This is a genomic window from Bacillus sp. Root131, from assembly GCF_001429475.1.
Classification (GTDB): domain Bacteria; phylum Bacillota; class Bacilli; order Bacillales; family Bacillaceae_G; genus Bacillus_A; species Bacillus_A thuringiensis_S.
The window spans coordinates 2,211,650-2,236,472 of record NZ_LMJQ01000001.1; the positions used below are offsets into that span (position 1 = coordinate 2,211,650).

The following is a 24,823-nucleotide window of genomic DNA, read 5'->3' on the forward strand; positions in this document are numbered from 1 at the left end:
ATTAGGGGTATAACATTTAGTTGTTAAGTGGTAATTTGTTAATTAAGAAAAGAAAACCTCTACATCAATGGTTGATAAACTAAAGTTTATTCAATCCCAAAGAAGAAAGAGGTTTTATAGTCTAATTATTTTCATAGGAAATTGACAACTCTAAAACAATTTGAAATTTCTACAAAGAAGGAAGAATTGTCATAGCCTATGTGTTTAGCAGGAAAGTAACATCCCTATTTGGTCAAAGAAGTTAGAAGGAAGGAACATCATAGCCTGCTTTATTAGTATATTCTCTTGCGAAGAGCAATTCAAGTATACTGTCTGATTTTTTATATTTTTCTTAAAGGGGAATTTTCATGTTTATCCCGCATTAACGGGTAGCCCGATTGGTGAGTGGGATTAAAGTTTCACTTTATAAATAGGGAGACCATCACATGCCCTTTTTATAATACTATTACGGGAGGATTTTTATTTTTGATATATTATACCATTTATTTAATGGTATAATATGGTATTAGTTCTATGGAATGGAGTTGAATGAGTATTATAAATACAAAAGGTGAAATTAAAAAAACAAAAAGAAAAGTATTACTAACTATAATTACTATGTTAGTAATTATAATTGGGTTTGGATATTGGAAATTTTTTAGTTTGCAAGGTGTTCCAAAAGGGGAATTAATTCGAACAGTGAAATCTCCAGATGGAAAATATCTCATCAAGACTTATTTTCATAATGCAGGATCATTAAGTGCGGATGCTGTTAGGGGTGAATTAGTTAACCTTGATACAGATTCAGAGAAAAATATATATTGGAATTATCCAGATACCGATCCATATATTGAATGGGTAAATAAGAATATTGTTAGAATTGGAGATCAAACTTTAGATATTTCACAGAAAGAAACCTATGATTGGCGTGATGATGATAAGCACGTTAAAGAAATGCCTAAACAGTTTAGTAGATAAAGCAAGAAAATTTAAATTTATTTAATCTTATTCGTTTAACTATAGATAGGATTATATGAGTAAAAAAGTCCATTTAGATCTTCTAAATGGACTTTTTTAGGTTTCTAGATACGACTACTGATAAAAATGGAACAAACTTGTTACTTAAGTTGTCTATTAAGTATACGTATAAAACAGGTGTTCATGATAATTCGCTCATTTTATCCCGCTATTTACCCGTAAAAGCCCGATTGGTGAGGGCTTCTTGCATTTCACTTTATGAAAAGTGAGATGCAAGAAGAGTGATATCCGATAGACTTTTTCATTGTGTCGGTATGTATAACACCTAGAAAAACTATATATTCTTGAAAGAGGTTGAAAATGTATGATAGTCTTAAACAAGTTTTTTAACATTTTACATTACAAAAAGATGGTACCTGTAGTATTTCTTTCATGTGCAACGCTTATAGGCTGTTCCGATGGTAATACTCAATCTGAATCACTTAAACAAACGAAACAAACAAATCAAATCAAACAAGAAACTACTGGTAATGATTCTTTTGCTAAACTTGAAAAAGAATTTGATGCTAAACTTGGTATTTATGCATTGGACACTGATACGAATCAAACCGTTACGTATCAATCAGATAAACGGTTTGCATACGCATCTACCCACAAAGCTTTAGCTGTGGGAGTACTTTTACAAAAGAAATCAATAGAAGATCTAAATCAAAGAGTTTTGTATACTCGTGAAGATCTTGTTAATTACAATCCAATTACAGAAAAGTATGTTGATAGGGGGATGACTCTGAAAGAGCTTGCAGATGCTTCCCTTCGATATAGTGATAATACTGCACAAAATCTTATTCTTAAACAATTAGGTGGACCTAGCGAATTCAAAAAATCACTGAGAGAAATAGGAGATACCGTTACAAATCCTGAACGTTTTGAACCAGAGTTAAACGAAGTGCATCCAGGAGACGTACATGATACTAGTACCCCAAAGGCATTAGCTACTAGTCTTCAGGCTTTTGCGTTAGGAGATGTACTTTCAACTGAGAAACGGGATTTATTAATAGATTGGATGAAAAGGAATACTACCGGAGACAACTTAATTCGTGCTGGAGTTCCAGGAGGATGGGAAGTAGCTGATAAGACGGGCTCGGGATCTTATGGAACCAGAAATGATATCGCAATTATTTGGCCACCAAATAAAAAGCCAATTGTTCTTGCGATACTTTCTAATCATGATAAAGAGGATGCTAAATACGATGATAAGCTTATTGCAGAAGCAACCAAAATAGCGCTGGGTGTCTTAAAAGCTAAAAATAAATAATAATAGTATTAGTTATTGAAATTTTCCTGTTTTTCCGTCACAATACTGTGACGGTCTTTTTGTGTATTTTACAAAGAATCGTCTTAATTAAAGAAAAAAAGATAGAAACTATCTCTAGTAAGTTTATTAATTAAGTAACAACAAATATATGCTTTATTGTATACTTATTGCATTTAATGTGGAGGAATAATATGGAGTCAAAAATTCTTATTGTTGATGATGATAAAGAGATTAGAAATCTTATCTCTGTATATCTAGAAAATGAAGGCCTAAAAACTCAAAAGGCAGAAGATGCTATACAAGCTTTACAACTGTTAGAAGAAAAGGAATTTGATTTGGTTATTTTAGATATTATGATGCCGAATATGGATGGCATTGAAGCATGTATGAAAATTAGGGAAGATCGCAATATGCCTATCATTATGCTATCTGCAAAATCTGAGGATATAGACAAAATTCAGGGCCTAGCCTCTGGTGCAGACGATTATTTATCAAAACCGTTTAACCCATTAGAATTAATCGCTAGAGTGAAATCCCAATTAAGAAGATTTAAAAAATACAATACGTCCGTAGAACATAATAAAAGCATTCTAGAAATTGGTGACTTAACCGTAAATACAGATACACGTCAAGTATGGGTAAGAGGAAAAGAAACAAGGTTAACTCCAAAAGAGTTTGCTATTCTCGAACTACTTGCCCGCAATAAAGGGATTGTCCTGAGTGTAGCAAAAATATATGAAGCAGTTTGGAAAGAGGTTTTTTATAAATCAGACAATACCGTCATGGTGCATATTACAAAAATAAGAGACAAAATTGAAGAGGATTCTAAACATCCCATTTACATTAAAACTGTTTGGGGAATTGGGTATAAAATATGAAGAATGTTAGTTTCAGAAATAAGATCATTATAAAACTTCTTGGTGCTGTTGCAATTAGTTTTTTTATTTCATTTGGTTTAACAATCCTCATTTTGGCATACGTCATAGATCCATTATTTATAAAACACGAAGAATTTGGTATGTTTGAATTCAATGTCGCAATGTTGTTCTTATTCGCGTTCGCAATCTTTACCTTTATTATACTTTTTTTGATATTGGTTCGAAAGAAAATAGTATATTTGAAGCTTATTTCTGATAACGTGAATGATATTGCCAATGGAAAACTAGGTCTAACAATTGGGATTAAGGGGAAGGACGAATTGACCCAACTTGCTAAAAATATCAACTATATGTCTAAGGAATTGGAAAATACATTTGAACAAGAAAGACGATTAGAACGTACAAAAAATGAGCTCATAACTAACGTATCTCATGACTTACGCACACCGTTGACATCTATTATTGGTTATTTAGATTTATTAAAAAGAGGGCAATACAACAATAACACACAATTACAGGAATACCTTGAAACCACTTATTCAAAGTCACAGAGACTGAAATATTTAATTGATGAGCTGTTTGAATATACTCGTTTATCAGGCATAGATGCTAAGTTAAATCTTAATGAAGTTGATTTATCAGGTCTGTTGGAGCAAATAGTTGGAGAATACATTCCTATATTTGAAAAGGAAAGTTTAATCGTTCAAAAATCAATTACACAAGAAATAATACCTATCTTCATAGATGCAGAAAAAATGGTACGTGTATATGAAAATCTGTTTATGAATGCGATAAAGTACAGCATGAAACCATCCCAATTATTCATATGTCTTGAATTAATGGATAACAAAGCAATTTTAAAAGTATCAAATAAAGTCGAGAGATCGCCTGTTAGCGATCCAAATAAATTGTTTGAAAGGTTTTTCAGGGGTGATAAGGCAAGAAAAAATAATCAAGGAAATGGACTGGGACTTGCTATCTCAAAAAGAATTGTTGAACTTCATGATGGTAATATACATGCAGAATATAAAGATGGCTGGATGTCCTTTATTGTTGAACATCCAATCAAATAGAACGGCTTATGGAATTACAGGTTCCATAAGCTTTTTTTATAAAACTTAAGAATTCTTAAGGATTTTACAGGGTGTTTCCTAATTTTTATAGTTTATCATGGGTGTATTCAAAGTGATGAGGTGAGCAAAGAAGAAAAAAGGAAAGACTTCATTGTAGCTTTAGGGTGAATGCAATATGACTATTTTATTAGTAGTAAACAAACGTAGTAGCTTATTGTAATGAAATAAAAAATGTAGGAGGATATAAATGATAAAGCCAGTTGTAGATGTAAAAAACATTCAAAAATTGTACGGTAAAAAAGGTGAGAATCAATCACATGCATTAAAAGGTGTATCATTCTCAATTCAAGAGGGGGAGTTTGTCGGTATTATGGGGCCTTCTGGTTCTGGTAAAACAACATTATTAAATGTAATTTCAACGTTAGATAAAGCGACAGGCGGCGTTGTTGAAATTGCAGGAACGGATATTACGAGGATGAAGCAGGGTGAACTTTCTGATTTTCGTTCACAAAAGTTAGGATTCATTTTCCAAGACTTTAACTTATTGGAGAATTTATCTATCTATGAAAATATCGCACTCCCACTTTCACTTCAAGGTGTTTCATCTCGTAATATTGGAAAGAAAGTAGAAAAAGTAGCTGATATGTTAGGCATTACAGCTATACTTCAAAAATATCCTTCTGAAGTATCTGGTGGACAAAAGCAACGTTCCGCAGCAGCACGTGCGTTAGTTCATGAACCAGCAATTATTTTGGGAGACGAGCCGACTGGAGCCCTAGATTCTAAAAATGCAACGAGTTTACTTAATGCCATGACAAGCTTAAATAAAGAGCAAGGTGTATCCATTATGATGGTTACGCATGATCCTTACAGCGCAAGTTACTGTCAACGTATTTTATTCATTCAAGATGGTGAGTTATATAAAGAAATTCATCGCGGTAGTACCCGTGAAGAATTCTATAAAGAAATTTTAGATGTGCTTGCAAACTTAGGCACAGAAAAAGCGTAAGGAAGGAAGTTCAATCATGTTATTTAAGCTTTCTATGTCAGGCCTAAAAAGTAAGTTGCAAGATTACATTGTTTTACTTGTTGGTCTTATTGTCTCTATTTCAACTTTTTATATGTTTCAAACGCTAGCATCCAATAAAACGTTCCTTGAATCTAACTCTTCTATTAGGGATATTGTGGCTGTCTTTAAAATTGGTTCCGTTTTGTTAGCGATTATCACATTTTTCTATATTTTATATGCAAACTCTTTCTTATCAGCTCTTCGTCAAAAAGAATTTGGTATGTATATGATGTTAGGAGCAAAAAAGCATAAAGTTACCTTACTTATGTTCATTGAAACAATCATATTAGGTGCCACCTCTCTTTTGATTGGAATTACAATTGGTGTAGGACTTGCAGAAGGTATCGGTCAGCTATTAATGAAACAACTCGAGTTTGCTGGTAAAGGTTATAAAGCATTTTATCTGCCATCAATAGCTATTACTTGCGTCTTCTTCTTTGCACTATTTGTATTATCTGCAATTATGAATAGTATTAAATTATCGCGTATTTCTGTACTGCAACTTGTACATGCAGATGCACAAACAGAACGTGTTGCCATAAAAGGAAAAATGACAGTTGTAATTGCATTCCTTGGTATTCTTTTATTAGGTATTGGTTATGCATCACTGATCTATATGTCATATGCAAATCCGCTAATTGCTTTGGGATTAATGGCCGTCGGATTAATCTCAGCAACCGTTGGTACTTACCTTATATTTGGATCCCTTCTTCCAGTTATGATTAACAAGCTAAAGAGTAATAAAAAACGTAGTGAAAAAGGCCTCAATGCTTTTACTTTTGCACAATTAAATTTCCGCATTAATAGTCTAACAAATGTGCTTGCAACAGTAGCAATTTTAGTGGCTCTTGGTGCTGGTGGAATTGCTTGTGGTATGGCATTTAAAAACAACATTATAAACATGACAGATCAAATGCGAATTTACGATTCAGTCATTCATAATCCAACTGCGGAAGAAAAGACAATTTTGGGTGGTATCTTATTTCAAGAAAAATTTGAATACCATTACAAAGTTGATGATAGGTATGTTTATTATCTTAAAGAAGATGTAGAAAAAAATCGTCCTTTCTTGCAAGGTATGAAAATAGAGAAAGTTTCAGAGGAAGTACCAATTGGTGCATTTTCAATAAAATGGGTTAAAGGAGAGATCGACACAAAACAATGGATTCAGGCTTTCAGAACGATCCAGCCAAATTATATGTATCCTGATTATGAAATCAAAATTGTAGAACAAAACATATACGATGGGTTGAAGGGTAAAGAAAGTACTGTATTCATAGGGAAAACAGATGATTTTGGATCATACATAAAAGAATGGAAAAAACTTGATGAATTACAGATAGCAAAATATAAAAATGTGAAAGCGGAAGAATTGGATAGTAAGTATCAAAAATATATTACGAGTCATGATTTTTCCAGCGGACTAATGTTTATGGGCTTTTTCGTTGGAGTTGCATTTTTAGCAATGATGGCAAGTTGCTTAATGTTTAAAGTTCTGTCGGGAGCATCAAAAGATGTAGCACGTTATCAAATGCTTCGTAAAATTGGTGTTCGCCGAGAATTATTAACAAAATCAATCTATAAAGAGTTATTCTTCATATTCTTATTCCCAGCAATTGTGGGGATTACTCACATATTAGTTGGTATGAACATGTTTGGATCGCTTTTAATCGATCCGTACTTTCGTATTTGGTTACCACTTGTTATTTTTGTAGTAATTTACTCGATTTATTACTTGATTACAGTTCAATTATATAAAGGGATTGTACTCCCGAAAAAAGATTAATGTAATGATGTTATTTATACGAAGTATAGACATAATCGGACCTCGTTTTATTGATTATTTTGAATGGGTACAAGAAATTTAGAAATAATAGGTGGACTAGCACTACAGTCCATAAACTATTTATTTTAGATTTTAAATTAAAAATTTATCTTTTATCTAAGAAGGGGCGCGGCAACGATTACTACTTTTAGGGGCCATTGGCAAGTTTTATTTAATAGGATTAATTTGTATGAGTTTTCTTTAAAGCTTGTAATGCTATAATCTCATAAGTTAAAGTTTCACCCTGAAAATCTATTATTTATAATGAGTAGCCCGAAAGAGAAAGGATTGTTGCCGTGTCCTATCACCATCAAGCAAGGTTGATAGGTATGCGTCACTACGCCATATAGTAAAAATAAAGGCTCAAAAACGGCATTTGTCGATTTAAAAGCTGCACGGATTTGTTTAATTTTATGAAAAAAAGTAAGAATCACCAATATAATTGGCGGTTCTTACTTTTTTTTACATACATATTATTAGCATGATAGCATTAAAAATTTTTGTACGGAGAGAGAGGTTTCTATATGCTCTATGATGAAAATATAAGTTTAACAGGACGTATTGTATCGCCTGGTGAAGCGCAATATGATTCAGCACGTCAGGCGTTCAACACATTTTTTAATAGATTCCCTTTTGTTATTGTCTTTGCACAAAATACTCAAGACGTTGTGAATGCAGTACGATGGTCGTTACATAATAACGTACCTATCCGAGTACGTTCAGGAGGGCACAATTATGAAGGCTTGTCAGTTTTAGATGGTGGTATTGTAATTGATGTCAGTGAGATAAATCAAATAAAAATAGATCCAACATCAAAAACTGTTACAGTAGGAGCTGGTTGTAAAAATCTCCATCTAGCTGAGCTTCTTGGGAAAGAGGGATTAGCTATTCCTAATGGGGTCTGTCCTAAACCAGCTATCGCAGGAATAGCGCTAGGTGGTGGGCAAGGTATTCTTTCTCGACCATTAGGACTACTACTTGATCATGTCGTAGAAATAGAAATGGTTGATGCTAACGGCTGTGTATTGCAGGTTAATGATCAGGAGCATCCTGATCTATTTTGGGCTTTACGTGGTGGAGGCGGAAGTTTCGGTATTTGTACATCTTTTCGCTTTCGTACTCAGGAAATTAAGACTGTTGGTTTTGTTGAAGTTAGTTGGAGGCATCAAGATTTAAAAGCCGTTATACAGGAATGGCAAAAGTATACTCTACCTACTTCTGATAAACGCTTTACTCCTACATTATTATTGTCTTCAGAAAAGACAGCTCCTGTGTTGATGCATGGGATTTTTCATGGATCAGTTACAGACTTACAGAAATTGATACAACCACTTCTCAAAATTGGATCACCTATAAAGGTAGACATAAAAGAACTCTCTTATTTAGAAGCTATAACGTTAATATCCAATCATCAGCTTACAACTCCTTTTCCATTTAAAAGCGTAGCACCTTTTATGGATTCTTTATTACCTGAAGAAGGTATTGCTACAATTCAACATTTTATGAGTCAATCTCCACCTAATTCTACTGTTTCTATATTTTTTCAGGGCTTAGGGGGGACTGTTTCTGCAGTACCCGAGGAAGCAACTGCTTATTTTTATCGAAAAGCTCTAATGAATATGGTGTTATTTTCCACTTGGGACAAACCTGAGGGAGCTGCACAAGGGATTCGTTGGGTAGAAGCTTTTCGTCACGCGTTAATTCCTTTTACGAAAGGTGTCTATGTTAACACACCTGACCTCTCAATGAAAGATTGGTCGGATTTATATTATGGTGAAAACTTTAAACGATTGACTCAAGTGAAAGCTAAATACGATCCAGAAGATATTTTCAATTTTCCACAAAGCATTCCACCTGTTTATAAAAAATAGAAATCCTTTTCTGACCTTAAATTTTGCAATTTATAAAGAATGATAGATAATCCTTTTTGGAAATAACAATTAAAAGAGAGAGATAACATTGATTATTGACTGTATCAAAAGTTAAATCACTTCTTTACAGAAGGAGAAGGAGAATTAAGTCAATCGGATGAATAGTATAGTCCTGCTAATATCCCAGAGTATGTTATAAATGATATTGCCACTTGGGTGCAAGGAAGAGTGAAATGAAATTAGCAACTATATTTTTAAATGACTATTTTCAGAGACAACAAGTGAATTAGGGGGACTGGTTTAGAGGAATCCCCACATGAAAAGACCTGAAACTGTCTTCCGTATAGCGATAATAAAGATGTTTAATTTCTAATATAGAAAACAATAGCGTTGCTACATTCAATATGTAGTAACGCTATTTAAATTTTTTAAAACAGGGTTAAATTTTTCAAAAAAATTACCTATCAAAAATGATATTCAATTAAATTCATAAGTTTATCCCGCATTAACGGACAGTGAGACCCCCACCTCAAAATTCAGCGAGAGCAAAGAAGTGAGGTGGGGCGGGCTGCCCGTAAAAGCCCGATTGGTGAGGGCTGATAATCAGTGGGGGATGAACAAAATTCCCACTGATTAAAGTTTCACTTTATCCTTTACTGTATCTTGTAACTACATTTTACCTTGCTGTAGAGAAACAAAAAACATTTTTCTTATTCAATAATTCCAATTTCTAGAGCCTTTTGAACAGCTTCTTCTTTGTTGCGGACTCCTAGCTTTGTATAAGCTGTGGAAGCATAATTTCTGACCGTACCATTCGATAAATATAACCTTGATGCTATGGTAGTGTATCGAAGTCCCTTTGCCACTAGCTGCAATATTTCTATCTCCCTAGCTGTTAGCTCATAAGCGGTTGCTTTTGATTGTGGTGTCTCTTTTTGCTCATCAAACTTCTCAAATATTTTGTGAGACATTCCCTGATCAATCAGTGTCCCACCTTTGTGAATAAGTCGGATCGTATTAGCTAGCTCCAATGTTTCAATAGATTTGAGTAAAAAACCATCCGCACCGTTGCGAAGGGATTCCAACGCCTGTTCGGTATCCTGAAAAGTTGTGAAAATCAATACGCGGATATGTGGCCATTGTTGCTTGATTTTTTTGGTTGCTTCGACTCCATCCATGTGCTGCATATCTAAATCCATAAGTATAACATGGGGTTGAAGGCGCCCACACAAATCGATGGCTTCATTGCCATCCTCAGCTAAACCGACTACATTTAAATCTTCATATCTATCGAGTAGTGTCCTCAAACTTTCCCGAACAAATGGTTGATCGTCTACAATTAACAAACGAATAAGTCCATCTTTTATTTCAGTTTGTCGCGGTATGGTACATGTAACAAGCATTCCTTCCTCTGGCTTTGTATATACAGACAATTGACCTTGCAAGTTCATTGCCCGTTCTTTCATCGCATTCATACCAAAGCCTTCCTGCCATTCTACATTTCCTTTTCCATTATCTTGAACTTCTAACCTCGTATATTGTTCGTCAAACTGCAATGAAACTATAATTTCAGTCCCCTGACCATGACGTACTGCATTCGTAAGGGACTCTTGTAAGCAACGAATGAATGCGATCTTCGCTTGCCGAGACAGCCGATATTCCTCTCCGAATGTCCTAAAACTTACATTTACCTGAGCGTGCTCCTGAAATTCGGCTCCAAGATTTTGTAGAGATTGAATTAAGGAAGGCGATTGACATGAAGAATCCATTTGATGTAGGTAACCTCTCACGTCCTCGATACTTTTCCGTCCCATTTCAAGCAGAGAGTCTAGCCTCTGTATACCCATTTCAGTAGAAAGTTCGGTACGCAACGTTTCCATCCCCATAATAATAGAAGTATAAGCATGACCAACTGTATCATGAAGCTCACTCGACAGTCTGTTCCGTTCTTCCGCCAGTGTGATGCGTTCAATCTGAGACATATATTGCTCAAGTACCGCGTTTTGTTTACGAATTGATTCATTTTGTTTATGATTGACGATTAATAAATGAAAAGCGAAGCCCATTACATAAGCAAGTCCATAGTAGGTAACCAAAATCCAATAGCTATTACTTGGCGCAACCGCATAGAGAATTCCAGTTGTTATAAAAACTGTTGTTGGAGCTGTCCAATAATAGGACAAATGCTTACTATTCGCAGCAATTAGAAAAGCCGATATCAGAAATGTAACGTTAGCTTCCGGAAATAAAGAGGTTAAATATATACACAGTCCACCATATAGCAGTATTTCTGTGAACAAGTAATATTTGTAATTGAACAGTAAGGCTACCCATGGAATCGAGAAGGCAACAACCTCCCAAAAAATAACAATCCAAAGTGGCAATGTTAAACTATCCTGAAAATCTAATGTGGTTATGGCGATAGAGACACTAACAAGTATACGGACTCCTAACATAATCCAATCGTACCAAAACCAATACTTAACCATATCTAACAAGTCATTTACCCCCTAAATAGCCTACCTTTTTACTTCCTATAGTATAAATTAATCCTTCATGCCTTATTATACTTTTTAATTTAAAACTGCGATACTACTCACAGACTGCAAACTTCTATTGATTTAGTTGCTGAATCATACTACGTGTATAGCCCCCAATTTTCTGTGTCAAACCTTCTACTATTCTAATACTTATGGCGGTAAATACTATACCCATAAACATTACAAAGAGTGACTTGGCAAACGTATCTATCTGTATGAATATAATATTCATATCGATGTATCGATACAGTAGTGGTGCCAACAGGAACATAAGTGGCATTACATAAAAAATGATTGCACTAATAAGACTGAAAATGCCAATCACAAATTTCTGCATTAACCAATAGACAGCAGACCAAGTACAACGATCTGTAAGCACTAATTTCACCTGAGCCCAGTTCGATGTATCCATTGTTATATTTCTATCGTAAGAGTCTGTTGAAATATCTGTATAAATTTTCGTCTGTATGCGCTCGAATTGGATAAAGTGTGTGGTAGTCTGTAGTACGCGCATAATTAATGGAATCCCAACAACAGTAAATGAAAGGGTGAAACTAAATAGCAGAGCTATTAGATAAAAACAAAAATAAAACAATCCTGTAACGAAAGTTAGCAATAAAAAATAACCATTCTGGATGAATTTTGATTTCATAAAGTTCATCGCTCCTATCTATGTAATAACCGAATCATACTGCTTTTTTTGTCATTCTCACTAGTGTAAAAGTGTCATATGACATTTCTAAATGATGCTAAAAAGGGGAGAGCAGCCTACTGCTGGTTAAAAAGATGCTTATATCCCGCTATTTGCCGGGCAGTAAGACCCCCACCTCAAAATTCAGGTGGAAGCAAAGAAGTTAGGTGGGGGTCGGGCTGTCCGTAAAAGCCCGATTGGTGAGGGCTGATAATCAGTTGGGATGAACAAAACCCCTACTGAATAAAGTTTCATTTTATTAATCCTCCACAAAACAATCCCGTTTTTGCATTTGCAAGAACGGGATTGTTTTGTACTTTTATTTAATATGAGATGGGCTTGTTTTTCGAATGTGAAAAATAATATCAAATTGCTCAAGCAATGATTTATCAAAGTATGTCGATTCGTTTGGGAATATTTGTCCCCCTATACTTAGTAATGGTCTTTTGGCTTTAACCCATTTCTCTGCTTGTCCTTTAAGGTGACGGTTATCCAATAAAAACATGTTATATGGTACTTTTCCGAGGGTATAGTTAAAACTATTTACATTTTGTGGAATCGCACGCGTTGTAATCTTACCTCCAGTAGAAGGATCATATTCGCTGTATAAGGTGAAATTCCCCTTCGTAGTTGTACTACCAATTGTGACATAATTATTGTCTAAACGTTCCTTCAAAAATTGCCCCGCAACATAAGGGTATAATTTCTCATCGATAATTCCTTTAGCAATATGAATATTGTGTCCCCATACCATCGTTTTACCACCAAATGTTTCTTGTGCCCACATTGCATGATCGGCCAAGTATTGCTCATGTAGCTTTAACATACTTGGATAGTCGTTAGGAATTAGCATTGTGGTAAATTTCTCTATTGCACTTGCCGTTGCTTTCGCCCAGATGTACTCGGGTGAAACTATTTCTGTGTTGGCTTGTTTATTCTCATCTTTTAGTAATCGAGCTACTCTCTCAGCGTTTGCTTTGAACTTTTCTTTTATTTCAGGAGCAAGGTCCATATATTCCTGTGTACTTCCATTAAAAGCCGACAATTCTTTATAATTTTCTTCTACTTCTGCCAGCAAATTTGGTCGATGCAGCTTTACATAATCAATTACTTTATTAAAGCAACCTTGGTCCAATTCCTTTAAGTCGAGCCCGATAAATTGGATCTTGTTTTTATTGGATGGATCGGCATTATAATCTTTCATCCACTCAATCATGGCTATAATTTCATCAGTAGGATATAACAAGTTTAAAAACTCCCTAGGGTTTCCTTTTCCTGTTTGGATATATTCATTTAGCTTTAAGCCGTTTCCCCAATCTTCTTCCATTGCGAAATTTGTAAAACCCATCTCAGTAACCAAATATTTCACAAGGCGAAATTTCATAGTGAAAATTTCAGAGCTTCCATGAGTATTCTCTCCTAATCCCACATATTGCGCGCTCCCAATCATTTTCTTAAGTGGTTTTAAATCCTCAAATGATTTTGACGGCTCTATCGTTTTTAATGGGTAAGCCTGTGATTGTATGGATTTAACTATATTTTTTTGTATTGATTGACCTGAATTTTCGACTGCTACTGTTTGAGCCTTTCCTACTTCTACACATCCTGTGACTAATAAAGCTGTACTAACCATTGCAATTATGCTTTTCTTATTCATTTTTTCCACCTCAATTGAATTATTTGTAAAGCAAGATTGATTCATTGTACTTGAACGAATCAATTGCCTTAATTCAATTGTTATCTATTCCATATCATATTTTCTAGTTACATATTGTCATAAGGTTAATTGACACAGGTCATAGACTAATCATTACACTTTTGTACTATCGGTTATGACAACTTATAAATAATAATTACATTGATGAGTCGTAAGTAAGACTAGACTATAAATTGGGGAGGGATTTTAAAGATGAATGAATCTGTATACAAAAACATTTTTATTCTAAGTTGTGTCTGTGGAAATGACAAGAAGTAAATTCGATAAACAAGTGAATGAAAGGGGAAGGGCGGATTAAAATGATATTACACGCAAAATCGTTCCACAATAAAGATAAAATCCAACGTGCTAAAATAGGACTTCAACTCTTTTTGAGTATCTTAATCATTACTTCTATTATCCTAAATGTAGTAGTAATAATTACGAAAAGTATGCCGCTTATTGTGGTATATATGTTTACCCCAGCATTATCTTCTATTTTGACTCGCATAATACTGAAAGAAGGGTTTAAAGATGTATCTTTTAGTCTCGGTAACTTAAAGATATGGAAGGGGATTGGGTTTGCTCTGCTAATCCCTATGATTATTTGTGGAATTACTTATTCTATCGCCTGGTTGAGCGGAATTGCGGGGTTTCAGTATCCCGAAGTTGGTATGTTTATTTTAGAACCGATCTACAATATGCTTGGGCTTCAGTATGTAACGGCACCATTCAACTTCATTTATCTAGTAGTATTGAGCGGCATTTTCGGAAGTTTGCTTGGCTTAATCCCGGCTTTGGGAGAAGAAATGGGTTGGCGAGGTTATATGCTCACAAGGCTAGTCGATGCAGAGTTTTCACGGCCCATCCTTATTAGTGGATTGATTTGGGCAACGTGGCATGTTCCAATAGTTATTGCTGGTCTATATGTAGCGGGACCATCTGTCGTTCTTTCAGTACTTGGTATCTATCTTTGTATTGTACCATTCGGTTATATTATAGCTTATTTACGACTTATCACAGGTAGCATTTGGCCTTCGGTTATCATCCATGCTACTTGGAATGCCATTATTCAAGGACCTTTCACACGTGCAAGTACAGGGTATCAAACTGAGATTTGGATTGGAGAATCTGGCTTGATAACCGCTATTATTATCTTGATTACTGCAATAATTACGTCTCGAATCGTAAATTTTACTAAATAGCATACGGATGTGTTTTAAATTCAATTAGTGAAATATGACGAGGCGAAATAAGATGCACCTAAAAATATTAGAAAAAATCTAGTTGAATGGACTCTTACTTAATCTTAGGCTGCTGGATATATGGGAGGCATCAAGCTAAGGGTTTAATTTATAAAAATAAACTTGATTGTCATAAAAACATAATGTTTTTCATTTAAAGGCTATGAGATGAAATTTCATCATCTTCATCACGTTAGACCTTCAGGAAATAAAAAGTTAAACGATTATACAAATACTCTAACTGAAAAAACGATAGTCCTTTTATCAAAAATGTAGAAGGACTATCGTTTATTTTTTTGACAAAATTAGGGGTTGATGTTCATAAAATGGAGAATATAATTCGTATTTTACGTAAAGAGGAAAAATTTTCCGAATAAGATTTAGCTAATTTTCTTGATGTATAACGATTGATTGAAATTTCACTTTATGACTTGTAAAGGGATGTTCAATGCATCGTACCATTAAAAAATCTAAATTTAATCGATGAATTGCGATAAAATGTGGTCGGAAATAATGAAATTTTAGGAAAAATAAGGTACACTAGTCTATGATTTTAGTTGAAAATCGTTTGACGTTAATGCATACGGGGGAAAGATTGATGAACAACAATACAACAAATGAATCAGTTGAAGAAATTGATCAAAAACGAGTAAGATCAAAAAAACGTTATACAAATTGGAAGTTTATCGCAGTGGGTATTGGTGTAATTGCACTTCTTATTGGGGGAATGAGTTATTATCAGGCAACTCACTTCAATTCGAATGTTACAATTAATGACACAAAAGTTGGTGGTCTGAGCGCTGATCAGGCAATACAGAAATTAAAGACATCTGGACTAGCAAACAAAGTCTATGTTGATCAACAACAAATTTTAGATGAAAAAGATACAAAAACGGAACTTACGGAAAAAGATTTGCCTCAAGTTAAGAAACTATTAAAAAGTCAGTGGACATTTTTCCCTTCCTCAAAGGGAGAAAATTATTCATTACTACCAGAGAAGGCAGATCAGTATCGTAGTGAAACGATGAAAAAACTTGTAGAAGAAACGCTCATCTCTATGAATGCAAAATTAAAAGCGCCTCAAGATGCTATGGCGAAGCTAGAACAAGGAAAAATAGTTATTTCGAAAAGTGTTGAAGGAAAACAGTATGACGTTACTAGTCTACTAAAAGATTACGATAAGCAAAAATATAAAAGCGAAATTCACCTGAAGTCTGCATACATAAAACCTATTAAAGAAGACGATCCAATTGTCAAAAAAGAGGAGAAAGCACTACAGAATCTTCTTGGGCAGTCTGTTGAGTATAAAGTGCAGAATGAAGTTTATCCTTTAAAAGCGAAAGATTTAATTCAAAATGCCTCTATGTCAAAGGATATGAAAGTTACAATTGACGCGAGCGACATTAAGAAGAAAATTATTGAAATTAATAATGCCAAATCAACATTAAATAAAGATTTCTCATTTAAAACGCATTCCGGTTCAATCATATCAGTAAAAGGGCAAGGCTACGGCTGGGCACTAGATGTTGAAAAAGAAACTAAACAAGTTCAACAAGCCTTTGAGAAAGGCGAAAAATCGCTTTCTGCTTCTAATATTCATGGAAATGGTTGGGAGAAGGAAGGTATCGGTTATAAAACAACATCGAATAATGGCATCGGAGACACATATGCAGAAGTTTCAATTGCAGAGCAACAAATTTGGATTTATAAAGATGGAAAATTAGTTGTTACAACAAATGTAGTAACTGGTAAACATAGCACGGGTGAAGATACATCACCAGGTGTTTGGTACGTCCTATATAAACGAACACCATACACGCTCAGAGGCAGCGCAGTAGGTAAAGCTGATTATGCAGTTAAAGTAGATTACTGGGTCCCATTCACAAATAGCGGTCAAGGGTTCCACGATGCCGGTTGGCGAAAAGACTGGGCAAATAATGCTTATTTAACAGGAGGATCAGGTGGGTGTGTGAACCTTCTTCCTAATGTTGCAAAAACTGTATATGATAGTTTGAACACTTATGATCCAGTTATCGTGTACTAAAAAATAGCTAAGTATCAAGAAATAAACAAAGCAGGAAATCTTACCTGATGGTATATGAAAAAAACACCTCTTGCATTCGCATACTAAGTGTGCAAATGTAATGGAGGTGTTTTTGTTTGAATATAAAAGTGTATTGCTTATAAGAAACAAAGTAGAAAGAGATTGAGAATAAGTATTCAAATAATCAATAAAATTGACAATGAATATCATTTTCACTTAATATAGAATCGTCGCATTTAATTAGACATGAATTTTTTGTTAATATAATAGATTTCTATTAAGTTGTCATATTTACGAACTATCATTAAATATTTTAAGAATTTAAACGTAGGAAAGGGTAATATAAAATGAACTGGAAAAAAGGCGGGTTATGGGTTATTATTTTTTTCGTTGTAAAAGGCACGATTTCTACACTTTTAATCGTTACAGGTGCTAAATATTTTGATTTATCATTTATGCAACTTATCTTATTAATTCTGACCTTATTAGTGATTTCTCTAATAAGTCGAAAATTGCTGTATAGACATAAACAAAACAAAAAGCAAAAAGAGCTAAATATATAATGGAGCCCCAGAGACCGTTGGATTTCTGGGGTTTTATTTCGATAGTTTTTTCGCATGTATATCAATTTAACAGAATAGGTTGTCCAAAATGATAAAATCGATGATGTTTAAAATGCGTCAGTTATTTTTACATAAGGATTGTAGAGAGCCTTTAAATATCAATTTTTATTTTGAAGCGACAGATGCGCATAAATTATGCTTGTTTTTCAATTGGTAGTTTAAATGTAAAAGTACTGCCTTCTCCTAATTCACTTTCAACTGTAATTTCTCCTCCGTGTAGTTCGACAATCCATTTTACCATAGACAATCCTAAACCTGTGTTTCCGATGTTTGAAGATGTTCGTGCTGCGTCAACTCGATAGAAGCGGTCCCATATTTTAGTAATATGTTGCTCGCTGATGCCTATACCATTATCAGAGACTTTACCTATTATGTTGGTTTCATCACGGAATAGTTGCATATTCACAGTTCCACTCGCTTTGCTATAAGCAATCGCATTCGTTAGTAAATTCATTAATAAACGCATCATCAATGTTTGATCGGCTTTAATAAATAGGTCTTTCTCTATATTAATTGTTATATCAATCGAAGCCTCTTGTACCATTAATGAGAGCTCTTCTACGACGATTTCCGTTAATTCACTCATATTGATACATTCAAATTGGAAAGTATTATGGTTTCCTTGGTCAGCTCTTGCTAATAATAAAAGTTGTGAGATTAGAGTGGATATTTTACGTGATTGCTTTAAAATTACTTCTAACGATTCTTCCATTTCTTTCGGATTATTCTTCTGCGATAAAGCGTATTCGCATTGTGAAATAATAACAGATGTTGGTGTTCTTAATTCATGAGATACGTCAGATGTAAATTGTTTTTCACTTTCAAATGATGTCTCCAATCGCTCAAACATTTTGTCAAAGGTTTGTGCTAAATGATACATTTCGTCTTTCGGTGAACCTTGTAAATTAATTCTCTTCGAAAGGTCTTTACCATCACCAATTTTACTAGCTGAATCACTCATTTGTTGCACAGGTCGAAACGCCCTTTGCGTGATAAAATATCCTCCGAATGCCGCAATAAGAATAAGTAATGGGAATGAGATGATTGTTACCACGATAAGCGTATTCATCGTTGAGGATAATTGGTTCATAGTCATTATTCCACGAACCCAGACTTGCTCATCGCCGCCTGCATTATGGAGAAAATCATATACTATCCATTCTTTATTGCCGTCTTTAATGGTTTGTATTTCATCGGATTTAAGCGATATCTTTTTATTAAAGCTTGTTGGACTATGTCCTACTAACAGCTCACCTTGTTTACTATAAATACTAATATTTACGCCATCTTCTAAGGTTTCAAAATCATCGTCAATCTTTAACTGCCCATGCTTATATTTGATATCTTCCATGCTTTCTTTTACTGTGCTCTTTAATTGATCTTTCATATTAAAAAGCAAAACTTTATCTGAAGAAGTTAAAATAAAAGCTAACACGAGTGCCATAATAATTACAATTAGCCCCGTATACCACAGGGTTACTCTCATTTTTATTGATAGTCTTTTCATGATTCTACTCGCAATACGTAACCAGTTCCTCGTACTGTATGAATTAACTTCGTTTCAAACTGGCTATCAATTTTTTTGCGAAGATAGCGGACGTAAACATCAATAATATTCGAGCCACCTTCATAGTCGTAATTCCACACATGTTGCTCAATTTTATCTCGTGTCAGCACAACTTCTTTATTACGAATCATATATTCTAAAATAGCAAATTCCTTACTGGAAAGAGTGATAACTTGGTCTCCTCGTGTTACTTTATGCATATTGCAATCTACCACTAGGTCAGCGATTTCAAACACATTAGATGTATTTCCTGTTTTTCTTCGCATTAACACTCGAATTCTTGCTAACAGTTCGTCAAAAGCAAACGGCTTTACTAAATAATCATCCGCACCTAAGTCGAGTCCTGTTACACGATCATCAATTGTATCTTTAGCTGTAAGAAGCAAGACAGGAGTTGTATTATTGTCCGCGCGTAATCTTTGTAATACTTGTAAACCATCTATTCCTGGAATCATAATGTCAAGCACAATCAAATCGTAGGTAGCCATGTTTATATAATCCAAGGCATCTTCTCCATTCCCACATGCATCGACACTATAATGTTCTGCATTTAATCGTTTTACCAATATATTTTGTAAGTCTTGTTCATCTTCGACAATAAGAACTCGCATTAACATTCTCCTTTTCTTCTTATTAATATGTATCACTATAATTCCAAAACATTAAAGCAAGATTAGAAACGATTTAATTATATCATTTTATCCAGCATTAACGGGCAGTAAGACTCCTCCTTCAAAATTCGGCGAATGCGAGGGAGTTAGGGGAAGTCGGGCTACCCGTAAAAGTCTTCACTTTATTTTTTTATACATTAATCTTCCTTTAATGTTTGTTCAGTAATATAAAGGCAAGGATAAGGTGCACATGTAAAGGGAGGAAAACAGAATGCGAAAATGGATGCTGATTGGAGCGATATCTTGTGTATTGTTAACAGCTTGTTCTACTCAAGCTGTTAACAATACAGAAGTGCAACAACTGAAAGTGGAAAATGATAAATTACAAAAAGAAGTTGCTCAACTACAACAAGAACCAAACAAAACAGAGCCTGCTACGAATGATACGAAGCAAACACAAGATTTCAAAAACGAAGTCACATCTATTGTAGAAAAGGCAAATAACACGAAACCAGTTGGAGCAAAAGAAGATAACTTAAATATGTACTTGGCAACAAAAAAAGAAATTGACCAATTGGATGACAAGATAGATCTATCTGATAATCAGCTAGAAGCAGATTATCACGCTGGAACGATAACTGTTGAACAATATCAAACGCAAGAAAAAGAACACGATATACTGGAAGATCAATTAGAGCAAGCAGAAAATGCGCTTGAAGCAAGATTTGGAATAGAGGAGTAATCATTAAGGAGTGGATGAAAATGTTAAAGCATAAAAAGAAAATAATTATAAGTGTAATTGCTATTTTAGTAAGTGGTATTGCTATTGTTGGTGGATATTATGGTATGGGTTACAATTATGCAAAAAAGAATGAAAACTACACAGAGAAACAAGTTCGTGAAATTTCTTTAGCTCATACAAATGGAGAAATTATTAATGTGAAAAAAGAATTCGAATTAGAAGATGATAACTTAGCACAATCAAAATTTGAATATGAAGTAGAAATCAAGACACCTGATAATTTGTTAAATATTTTAAAGGTTAGTGCTAGAACGGGTACAATAGAAATCGATAATGAAGATTGAAAAAATATCGACAAATAAAATATTACGTACTTGATTTTTGTTATCGATAGCGAAGAAAAAGACGGTTCCCTAATTTTACAAGGGAATCGTCTTTTTTTTGTTCTATGGATCTATGCATTTTTTATACTTTCCTATCCTGGTGCGGTTTTAGGGTTCTTGTCTCTTATTGGATTAACTGAAAAACTGTATAAAACCTTGTATACCCTTAGTGTGGTTTTTTCCGAAATACTGGCGGTACCCCGTCGCTATCAATCAAAGCTCATACAACGTCAATTATATTAGGGGGTGTTTCAGTTCTCGTTTTATCTTTTTACAATGATGAATATGAAATAATGACTTCCACTTATAAGAATGTGAAGAAGTGTTGATGCCAGTTGGAACTGTGGTAAAGGTTGAGGGTGGAATCTAAGGGAATATTAGAGATGTGCATGAAAGGTTATTAATCCATCTTCTATAAAATCGTGGGATTATATATGCACTTATTATCCTGGAGATTTTAAAATAAAACCTATCTAATTATAGAAGTGATTTGAACGTAAGGAAATTGTAAGAAATGGATAAGAAAAAAGAAATTTTTATTGTGTAGGATACAAATATAGAGAAGCGTAAAAGAGGGAGGGTAAATAGGATACATTTATACGAAAAACAAACTAGTAATAAGAGCATTCTATTGGTGGCAATTACTGAAAGAACAGAATACTCACTACAGTTCCTACAGGAAAGGGAAGAATCAATGGATATGGTCTAGGAATCTATGAAATTATATTTCCTAACGGTGTCCCGATATGGGAACATACAGATGTTATTCTAGGATTTGATACTTTTGCTGGAGGGGCATATGTTGACGGCAATTTGAACAGTATGGGTAGAGCCGAGAATACTGGTCTTTTTAAAAGTATTTTACTTGTTGAATATAGACAGTAGGGATAAAGCCAGAATAGTAGTTTATGTGATGTTTGTAATTGAACAAATAAAAGATGAAATCGATCATTTATCTAAGGAGGAATTTTTCTTATGGAAAATAAATTATCTGGAGTGTTAGCCGCTACCTTAGCTCTAACGATGAGTCTACCAACAGGAGCGATAGCGTCTTCTAGCAGTAAGACTCCGGTTGTATCTAGCCAAGAAGTTGCTAGCAAAGATTTGGAGAAGATTGCTGCAGAGAACGCTGCACTGCTCACGAAGTCCTATGAGACGACTAGTGTACAGTATGCGCTGATTGATAATGGTAAACTTATTTTGTCGGGGCAGACAGGTAAGAACGACATAGAAGGGAAAGAGCCACTAACCAAAGATACTCTATACGGAATTGGTTCAACCAGTAAAGTATATACAGCTGCGGCTGTTATGAAACTGGTAGACGAAGGAAAAGTTGATTTGGATGCTCCTGTTGCCCGCTATATTCCTGATTTTAAAATGAAAGATAAACGATATAAGCGTATTACACCGCGTATGCTGTTGAATCACTCCTCGGGTTTGCAAGGTTCGACGTTCAATAATGCATTTTTATTTAAAGATAATGATGCTTACGCCCATGATATATTATTGCAACAATTGTCCAACCAAAACTTGAAGGCAGACCCTGGTGCGTTCTCAGTATACTGTAATGACGGTTTTACACTGGCTGAGATCTTGGTAGAAAGAGTCAGCGGTATGAGTTTTACTGAATTTCTACATCAAAAGTTTACAGAGCCATTAAAACTGAATCATACGATAACATCGCAAGACAAATGGGAAGACGAAAAGCGGGCTGGACTGTATTCTCCGACATACCAGGGACAGCTACCAAGTGAAATGGTGAATCTAATTGGTACGGGAGGAATCTCTTCTACTGCAGAAGATGTGGTGCGATTCTCACAAATATTTATGGGACAGGGAAAAGAAATTCTCTCTAATAAAGCAGTCAAGGCGATGGAACAAGAAGAATATAAAAAAGGAATGTGGCCGGGAGATAGCGGAAATGTGTTCAACTATGGACTTGGCTGGGATAGTGTGAAACTATACCCATTCAGTGAATATGGGATAAAAGCGTTGACTAAGGGTGGGGATACGATACTGCAACATGCTACATTGGTCGTGCTTCCAGAACAGAAGATGGCAGCAGCTGTATTGTCCTCCGGCGGCAGCAGCATGACAAATCAACTGTTGGCAAATAAATTACTGCTAGCTAGGCTTAAAGAGAAAGGGACAATTAAGGATATAAAGCCAGATAAATCCTTCGGAAAGCCCGTCAAGGCTAAAGTGCCTCAAGACGTGGTAAAAAAAGCAGGATTTTATGGAAATAGCTATAGCCATTTCAAAATAGAAATTACGAAGAAGGGAGAACTGGTTTTACCAACTAAACCGGAAGAAAAATATGTATATACGGCGGATGGAAGCTTTATAAATGAGAAGGGTACTTCCAAGCTTAACTTCGTCACAGAGAAGAATGGAAAAGTTTATTTGAGAGAGAGCACATATGAATTATCACCGGGATTGGGGCAAAATGTGCTGACTCACTATTTAGCCCAGAAATTAGAAAACAATGTGTTACCGAAGAAAACAGCTGCTGCATGGGCGAAGCGCGAGGGTGGCAAGTTCTATCTCGTTAACGAAAAATTTAATTCTATGAACTATCTAGGACAACTAATGCCTCTTAACACACAAATTACGATCAAGGATGGATATTGGGACGGCAAAAAAATTACAGGTCCGAATACGGCGACGCATCAAATTCAAATTCCTGTGATGAATGGGCGGGATACAAAGGAAGCCCATTTCTATACAGAGGATGGTACTGAATATATGGAGATGTCCAGCTTTTTATACGTCAGTGAATCTAACGTAAAACCCCTTGATACAGGTCGATTATCAAAAGTTACATTGCAAAAAAATGGGCATGCGAAATGGTTTACGGTCCCGCAAGAGGCAGCAGGGAAAACGATGAATGTGGAGTTGCCATCAGGAAGTTCATTCGCGGTGTATGATGAGAATGGAGTATGCGTCAATTTTACCGTCGTTAGTGATAATAACAAAGTGAAACTACCAGAGAATGGAACGGTTGTATTTGCTGGCGCACCGAACTCCGAATTTACAGTCGCATTGAACTAGCTACAACTCGGGATAGACTTCAATAAAACAGTGCGACATGGAAAAGATATTTTATTTGTATCTTAAGTATTACCTTATTACAATTAAATTCTTAGCTTAATAGCAATGGGATAGCACCACATGCCTATCAGCCTAAGAAAATAAATCAACCCCATGTCCATCAAGCTAGTAAAAATAAATACCCAAAATATAGTAAAATTGACATCTCCAGAGTAAAAATGTAAAAAATTATTGTTTAGGGGCAACATAAAACCTTAGTTTGATAACGATATGGCGCTACTCATAAAAAAGAAATAGGAGAGAATATCCTATTTCTTTTTATTGATATAATAAAATGTAATGAATAGATCCAAAGTAATGATAATAATTAGAAGTAACAAGTGTATAAGTGCATCAGTTTTTCCGTTTAGTAAAGACTTTACAAAGAAATCCCATTCTGTTTCATAGGGAGGTTCTACCCAATTTCGTTGCAGACCTAATACCATTCCATTTATAAAATAGACAATACTTAATAGAATCCTTCCAACAAATAAGGCAGCTGTTTTTATATTCCAATCCTTTATCTTGATTACATAAAGGATTGGAAATAGTATCAGTATCCAAAAAACAATAATAAAGACTGTATTTCCCATTCTCTCCTCCT

General features: G+C 34.8%; 19 protein-coding genes and 1 pseudogene. 14 read left to right on the forward strand and 6 right to left on the reverse strand.

What is annotated here, in order from left to right; all coding sequences use genetic code 11:
• Positions 1–528: 528 nt before the first annotated feature.
• The 8 genes and pseudogenes from ASE54_RS11140 to ASE54_RS36315 form a co-directional block, all read left to right on the forward strand.
• Positions 529–957 (forward strand): DUF5412 domain-containing protein, encoded by a 429-nt coding sequence (locus ASE54_RS11140; protein ID WP_000022536.1) that lies wholly within the window; start codon positions 529–531, stop codon positions 955–957.
• Positions 958–1,321: 364 nt separating this feature from the next.
• Entirely contained in the window at positions 1,322–2,272 is a 951-nt protein-coding gene (gene bla / locus ASE54_RS11145; RefSeq protein ID WP_000636466.1) for a class A beta-lactamase, read from the forward strand.
• Between the two features lie 191 nt (positions 2,273–2,463).
• The gene (locus ASE54_RS11150; RefSeq protein WP_000444082.1) at positions 2,464–3,150 is read left to right on the forward strand and encodes a response regulator transcription factor; all 687 of its coding nucleotides are present in this window, start codon (positions 2,464–2,466) and stop codon (positions 3,148–3,150) included.
• Positions 3,147–4,223, forward strand: coding sequence for a HAMP domain-containing sensor histidine kinase (locus ASE54_RS11155; protein WP_000800283.1), 1,077 nt, complete (start codon positions 3,147–3,149; stop codon positions 4,221–4,223). Before ASE54_RS11150 ends, ASE54_RS11155 begins: the two co-directional genes overlap by 4 nt.
• Before the next feature lie 247 nt (positions 4,224–4,470).
• On the forward strand, positions 4,471–5,232 hold the full coding sequence (locus ASE54_RS11160) for an ABC transporter ATP-binding protein (protein ID WP_000595169.1): 762 nt from the start codon (positions 4,471–4,473) through the stop codon (positions 5,230–5,232).
• Between the two features lie 16 nt (positions 5,233–5,248).
• The gene (locus tag ASE54_RS11165) at positions 5,249–7,078 is read left to right on the forward strand and encodes an ABC transporter permease (RefSeq protein WP_000897823.1); all 1,830 of its coding nucleotides are present in this window, start codon (positions 5,249–5,251) and stop codon (positions 7,076–7,078) included.
• 563 nt (positions 7,079–7,641) lie between these two features.
• Positions 7,642–8,988 carry an FAD-binding oxidoreductase gene (locus ASE54_RS11170; RefSeq protein ID WP_000964998.1) on the forward strand — a complete coding sequence of 449 codons (1,347 nt, stop codon included), beginning with the start codon at positions 7,642–7,644 and terminating at the stop codon, positions 8,986–8,988.
• A 19-nt stretch (positions 8,989–9,007) separates the two neighbouring features.
• Positions 9,008–9,225: pseudogene (locus tag ASE54_RS36315) on the forward strand (hypothetical protein); the annotation flags it as partial.
• Between the two features lie 473 nt (positions 9,226–9,698).
• Here ASE54_RS36315 and ASE54_RS11175 read toward each other — a convergent pair.
• The 3 genes from ASE54_RS11175 to ASE54_RS11185 form a co-directional block, all read right to left on the reverse strand.
• A complete protein-coding gene (locus ASE54_RS11175; RefSeq protein ID WP_000886421.1) occupies positions 9,699–11,486 on the reverse strand; it encodes a hybrid sensor histidine kinase/response regulator transcription factor in 1,788 nt (595 codons plus the stop codon).
• A gap of 115 nt (positions 11,487–11,601) precedes the next feature.
• Complete coding sequence (locus ASE54_RS11180; protein ID WP_000836848.1) at positions 11,602–12,180, reverse strand: sensor domain-containing protein; 579 nt, start codon at positions 12,178–12,180, stop codon at positions 11,602–11,604.
• A gap of 358 nt (positions 12,181–12,538) precedes the next feature.
• Positions 12,539–13,876 (reverse strand): erythromycin esterase family protein, encoded by a 1,338-nt coding sequence (locus ASE54_RS11185; protein WP_001036324.1) that lies wholly within the window; start codon positions 13,874–13,876, stop codon positions 12,539–12,541.
• A gap of 359 nt (positions 13,877–14,235) precedes the next feature.
• Here ASE54_RS11185 and ASE54_RS11190 point away from each other — a divergent pair, with 359 nt between their 5' ends.
• From ASE54_RS11190 to ASE54_RS11200, 3 genes are all read left to right on the forward strand, one after another.
• On the forward strand, positions 14,236–15,120 hold the full coding sequence (locus tag ASE54_RS11190; RefSeq protein ID WP_000600467.1) for a CPBP family intramembrane glutamic endopeptidase: 885 nt from the start codon (positions 14,236–14,238) through the stop codon (positions 15,118–15,120).
• Between the two features lie 637 nt (positions 15,121–15,757).
• A complete protein-coding gene (locus ASE54_RS11195) occupies positions 15,758–17,203 on the forward strand; it encodes a L,D-transpeptidase family protein (protein WP_001064071.1) in 1,446 nt (481 codons plus the stop codon).
• 347 nt (positions 17,204–17,550) lie between these two features.
• Positions 17,551–17,766 carry a hypothetical protein gene (locus tag ASE54_RS11200; protein WP_001104104.1) on the forward strand — a complete coding sequence of 72 codons (216 nt, stop codon included), beginning with the start codon at positions 17,551–17,553 and terminating at the stop codon, positions 17,764–17,766.
• A 193-nt stretch (positions 17,767–17,959) separates the two neighbouring features.
• On the opposite strand, the gene ASE54_RS11205 is transcribed toward ASE54_RS11200, so the two are convergent.
• Together ASE54_RS11205 and ASE54_RS11210 are read right to left on the reverse strand one after the other, a co-directional pair.
• A complete protein-coding gene (locus ASE54_RS11205; protein ID WP_000826691.1) occupies positions 17,960–19,333 on the reverse strand; it encodes a HAMP domain-containing sensor histidine kinase in 1,374 nt (457 codons plus the stop codon).
• Positions 19,330–20,004: a response regulator transcription factor gene (locus tag ASE54_RS11210; protein ID WP_001264526.1), complete on the reverse strand. Its 675-nt coding sequence runs from the start codon at positions 20,002–20,004 to the stop codon at positions 19,330–19,332. The genes ASE54_RS11205 and ASE54_RS11210 overlap by 4 nt, the downstream gene beginning before the upstream one ends.
• Positions 20,005–20,275: 271 nt before the next feature.
• Between ASE54_RS11210 and ASE54_RS11215 the strand changes: the two genes are divergently transcribed.
• The 3 genes from ASE54_RS11215 to ASE54_RS11225 all read left to right on the forward strand — a co-directional run bounded on the left by ASE54_RS11215 (position 20,276) and on the right by ASE54_RS11225 (position 24,180).
• Positions 20,276–20,746, forward strand: a complete 471-nt coding sequence (locus ASE54_RS11215) for a hypothetical protein (protein WP_001233663.1) — start codon at positions 20,276–20,278, stop codon at positions 20,744–20,746.
• Between the two features lie 20 nt (positions 20,747–20,766).
• A complete protein-coding gene (locus ASE54_RS11220; protein ID WP_000912129.1) occupies positions 20,767–21,090 on the forward strand; it encodes a PepSY domain-containing protein in 324 nt (107 codons plus the stop codon).
• Positions 21,091–22,104: 1,014 nt separating this feature from the next.
• Positions 22,105–24,180, forward strand: coding sequence for a serine hydrolase domain-containing protein (locus ASE54_RS11225; protein ID WP_000428443.1), 2,076 nt, complete (start codon positions 22,105–22,107; stop codon positions 24,178–24,180).
• 308 nt (positions 24,181–24,488) lie between these two features.
• Here the strand turns inward: ASE54_RS11225 and ASE54_RS11230 are convergent, their stop codons facing one another.
• Positions 24,489–24,812: a hypothetical protein gene (locus ASE54_RS11230; protein WP_000528636.1), complete on the reverse strand. Its 324-nt coding sequence runs from the start codon at positions 24,810–24,812 to the stop codon at positions 24,489–24,491.
• Positions 24,813–24,823 lie beyond the last annotated feature (11 nt).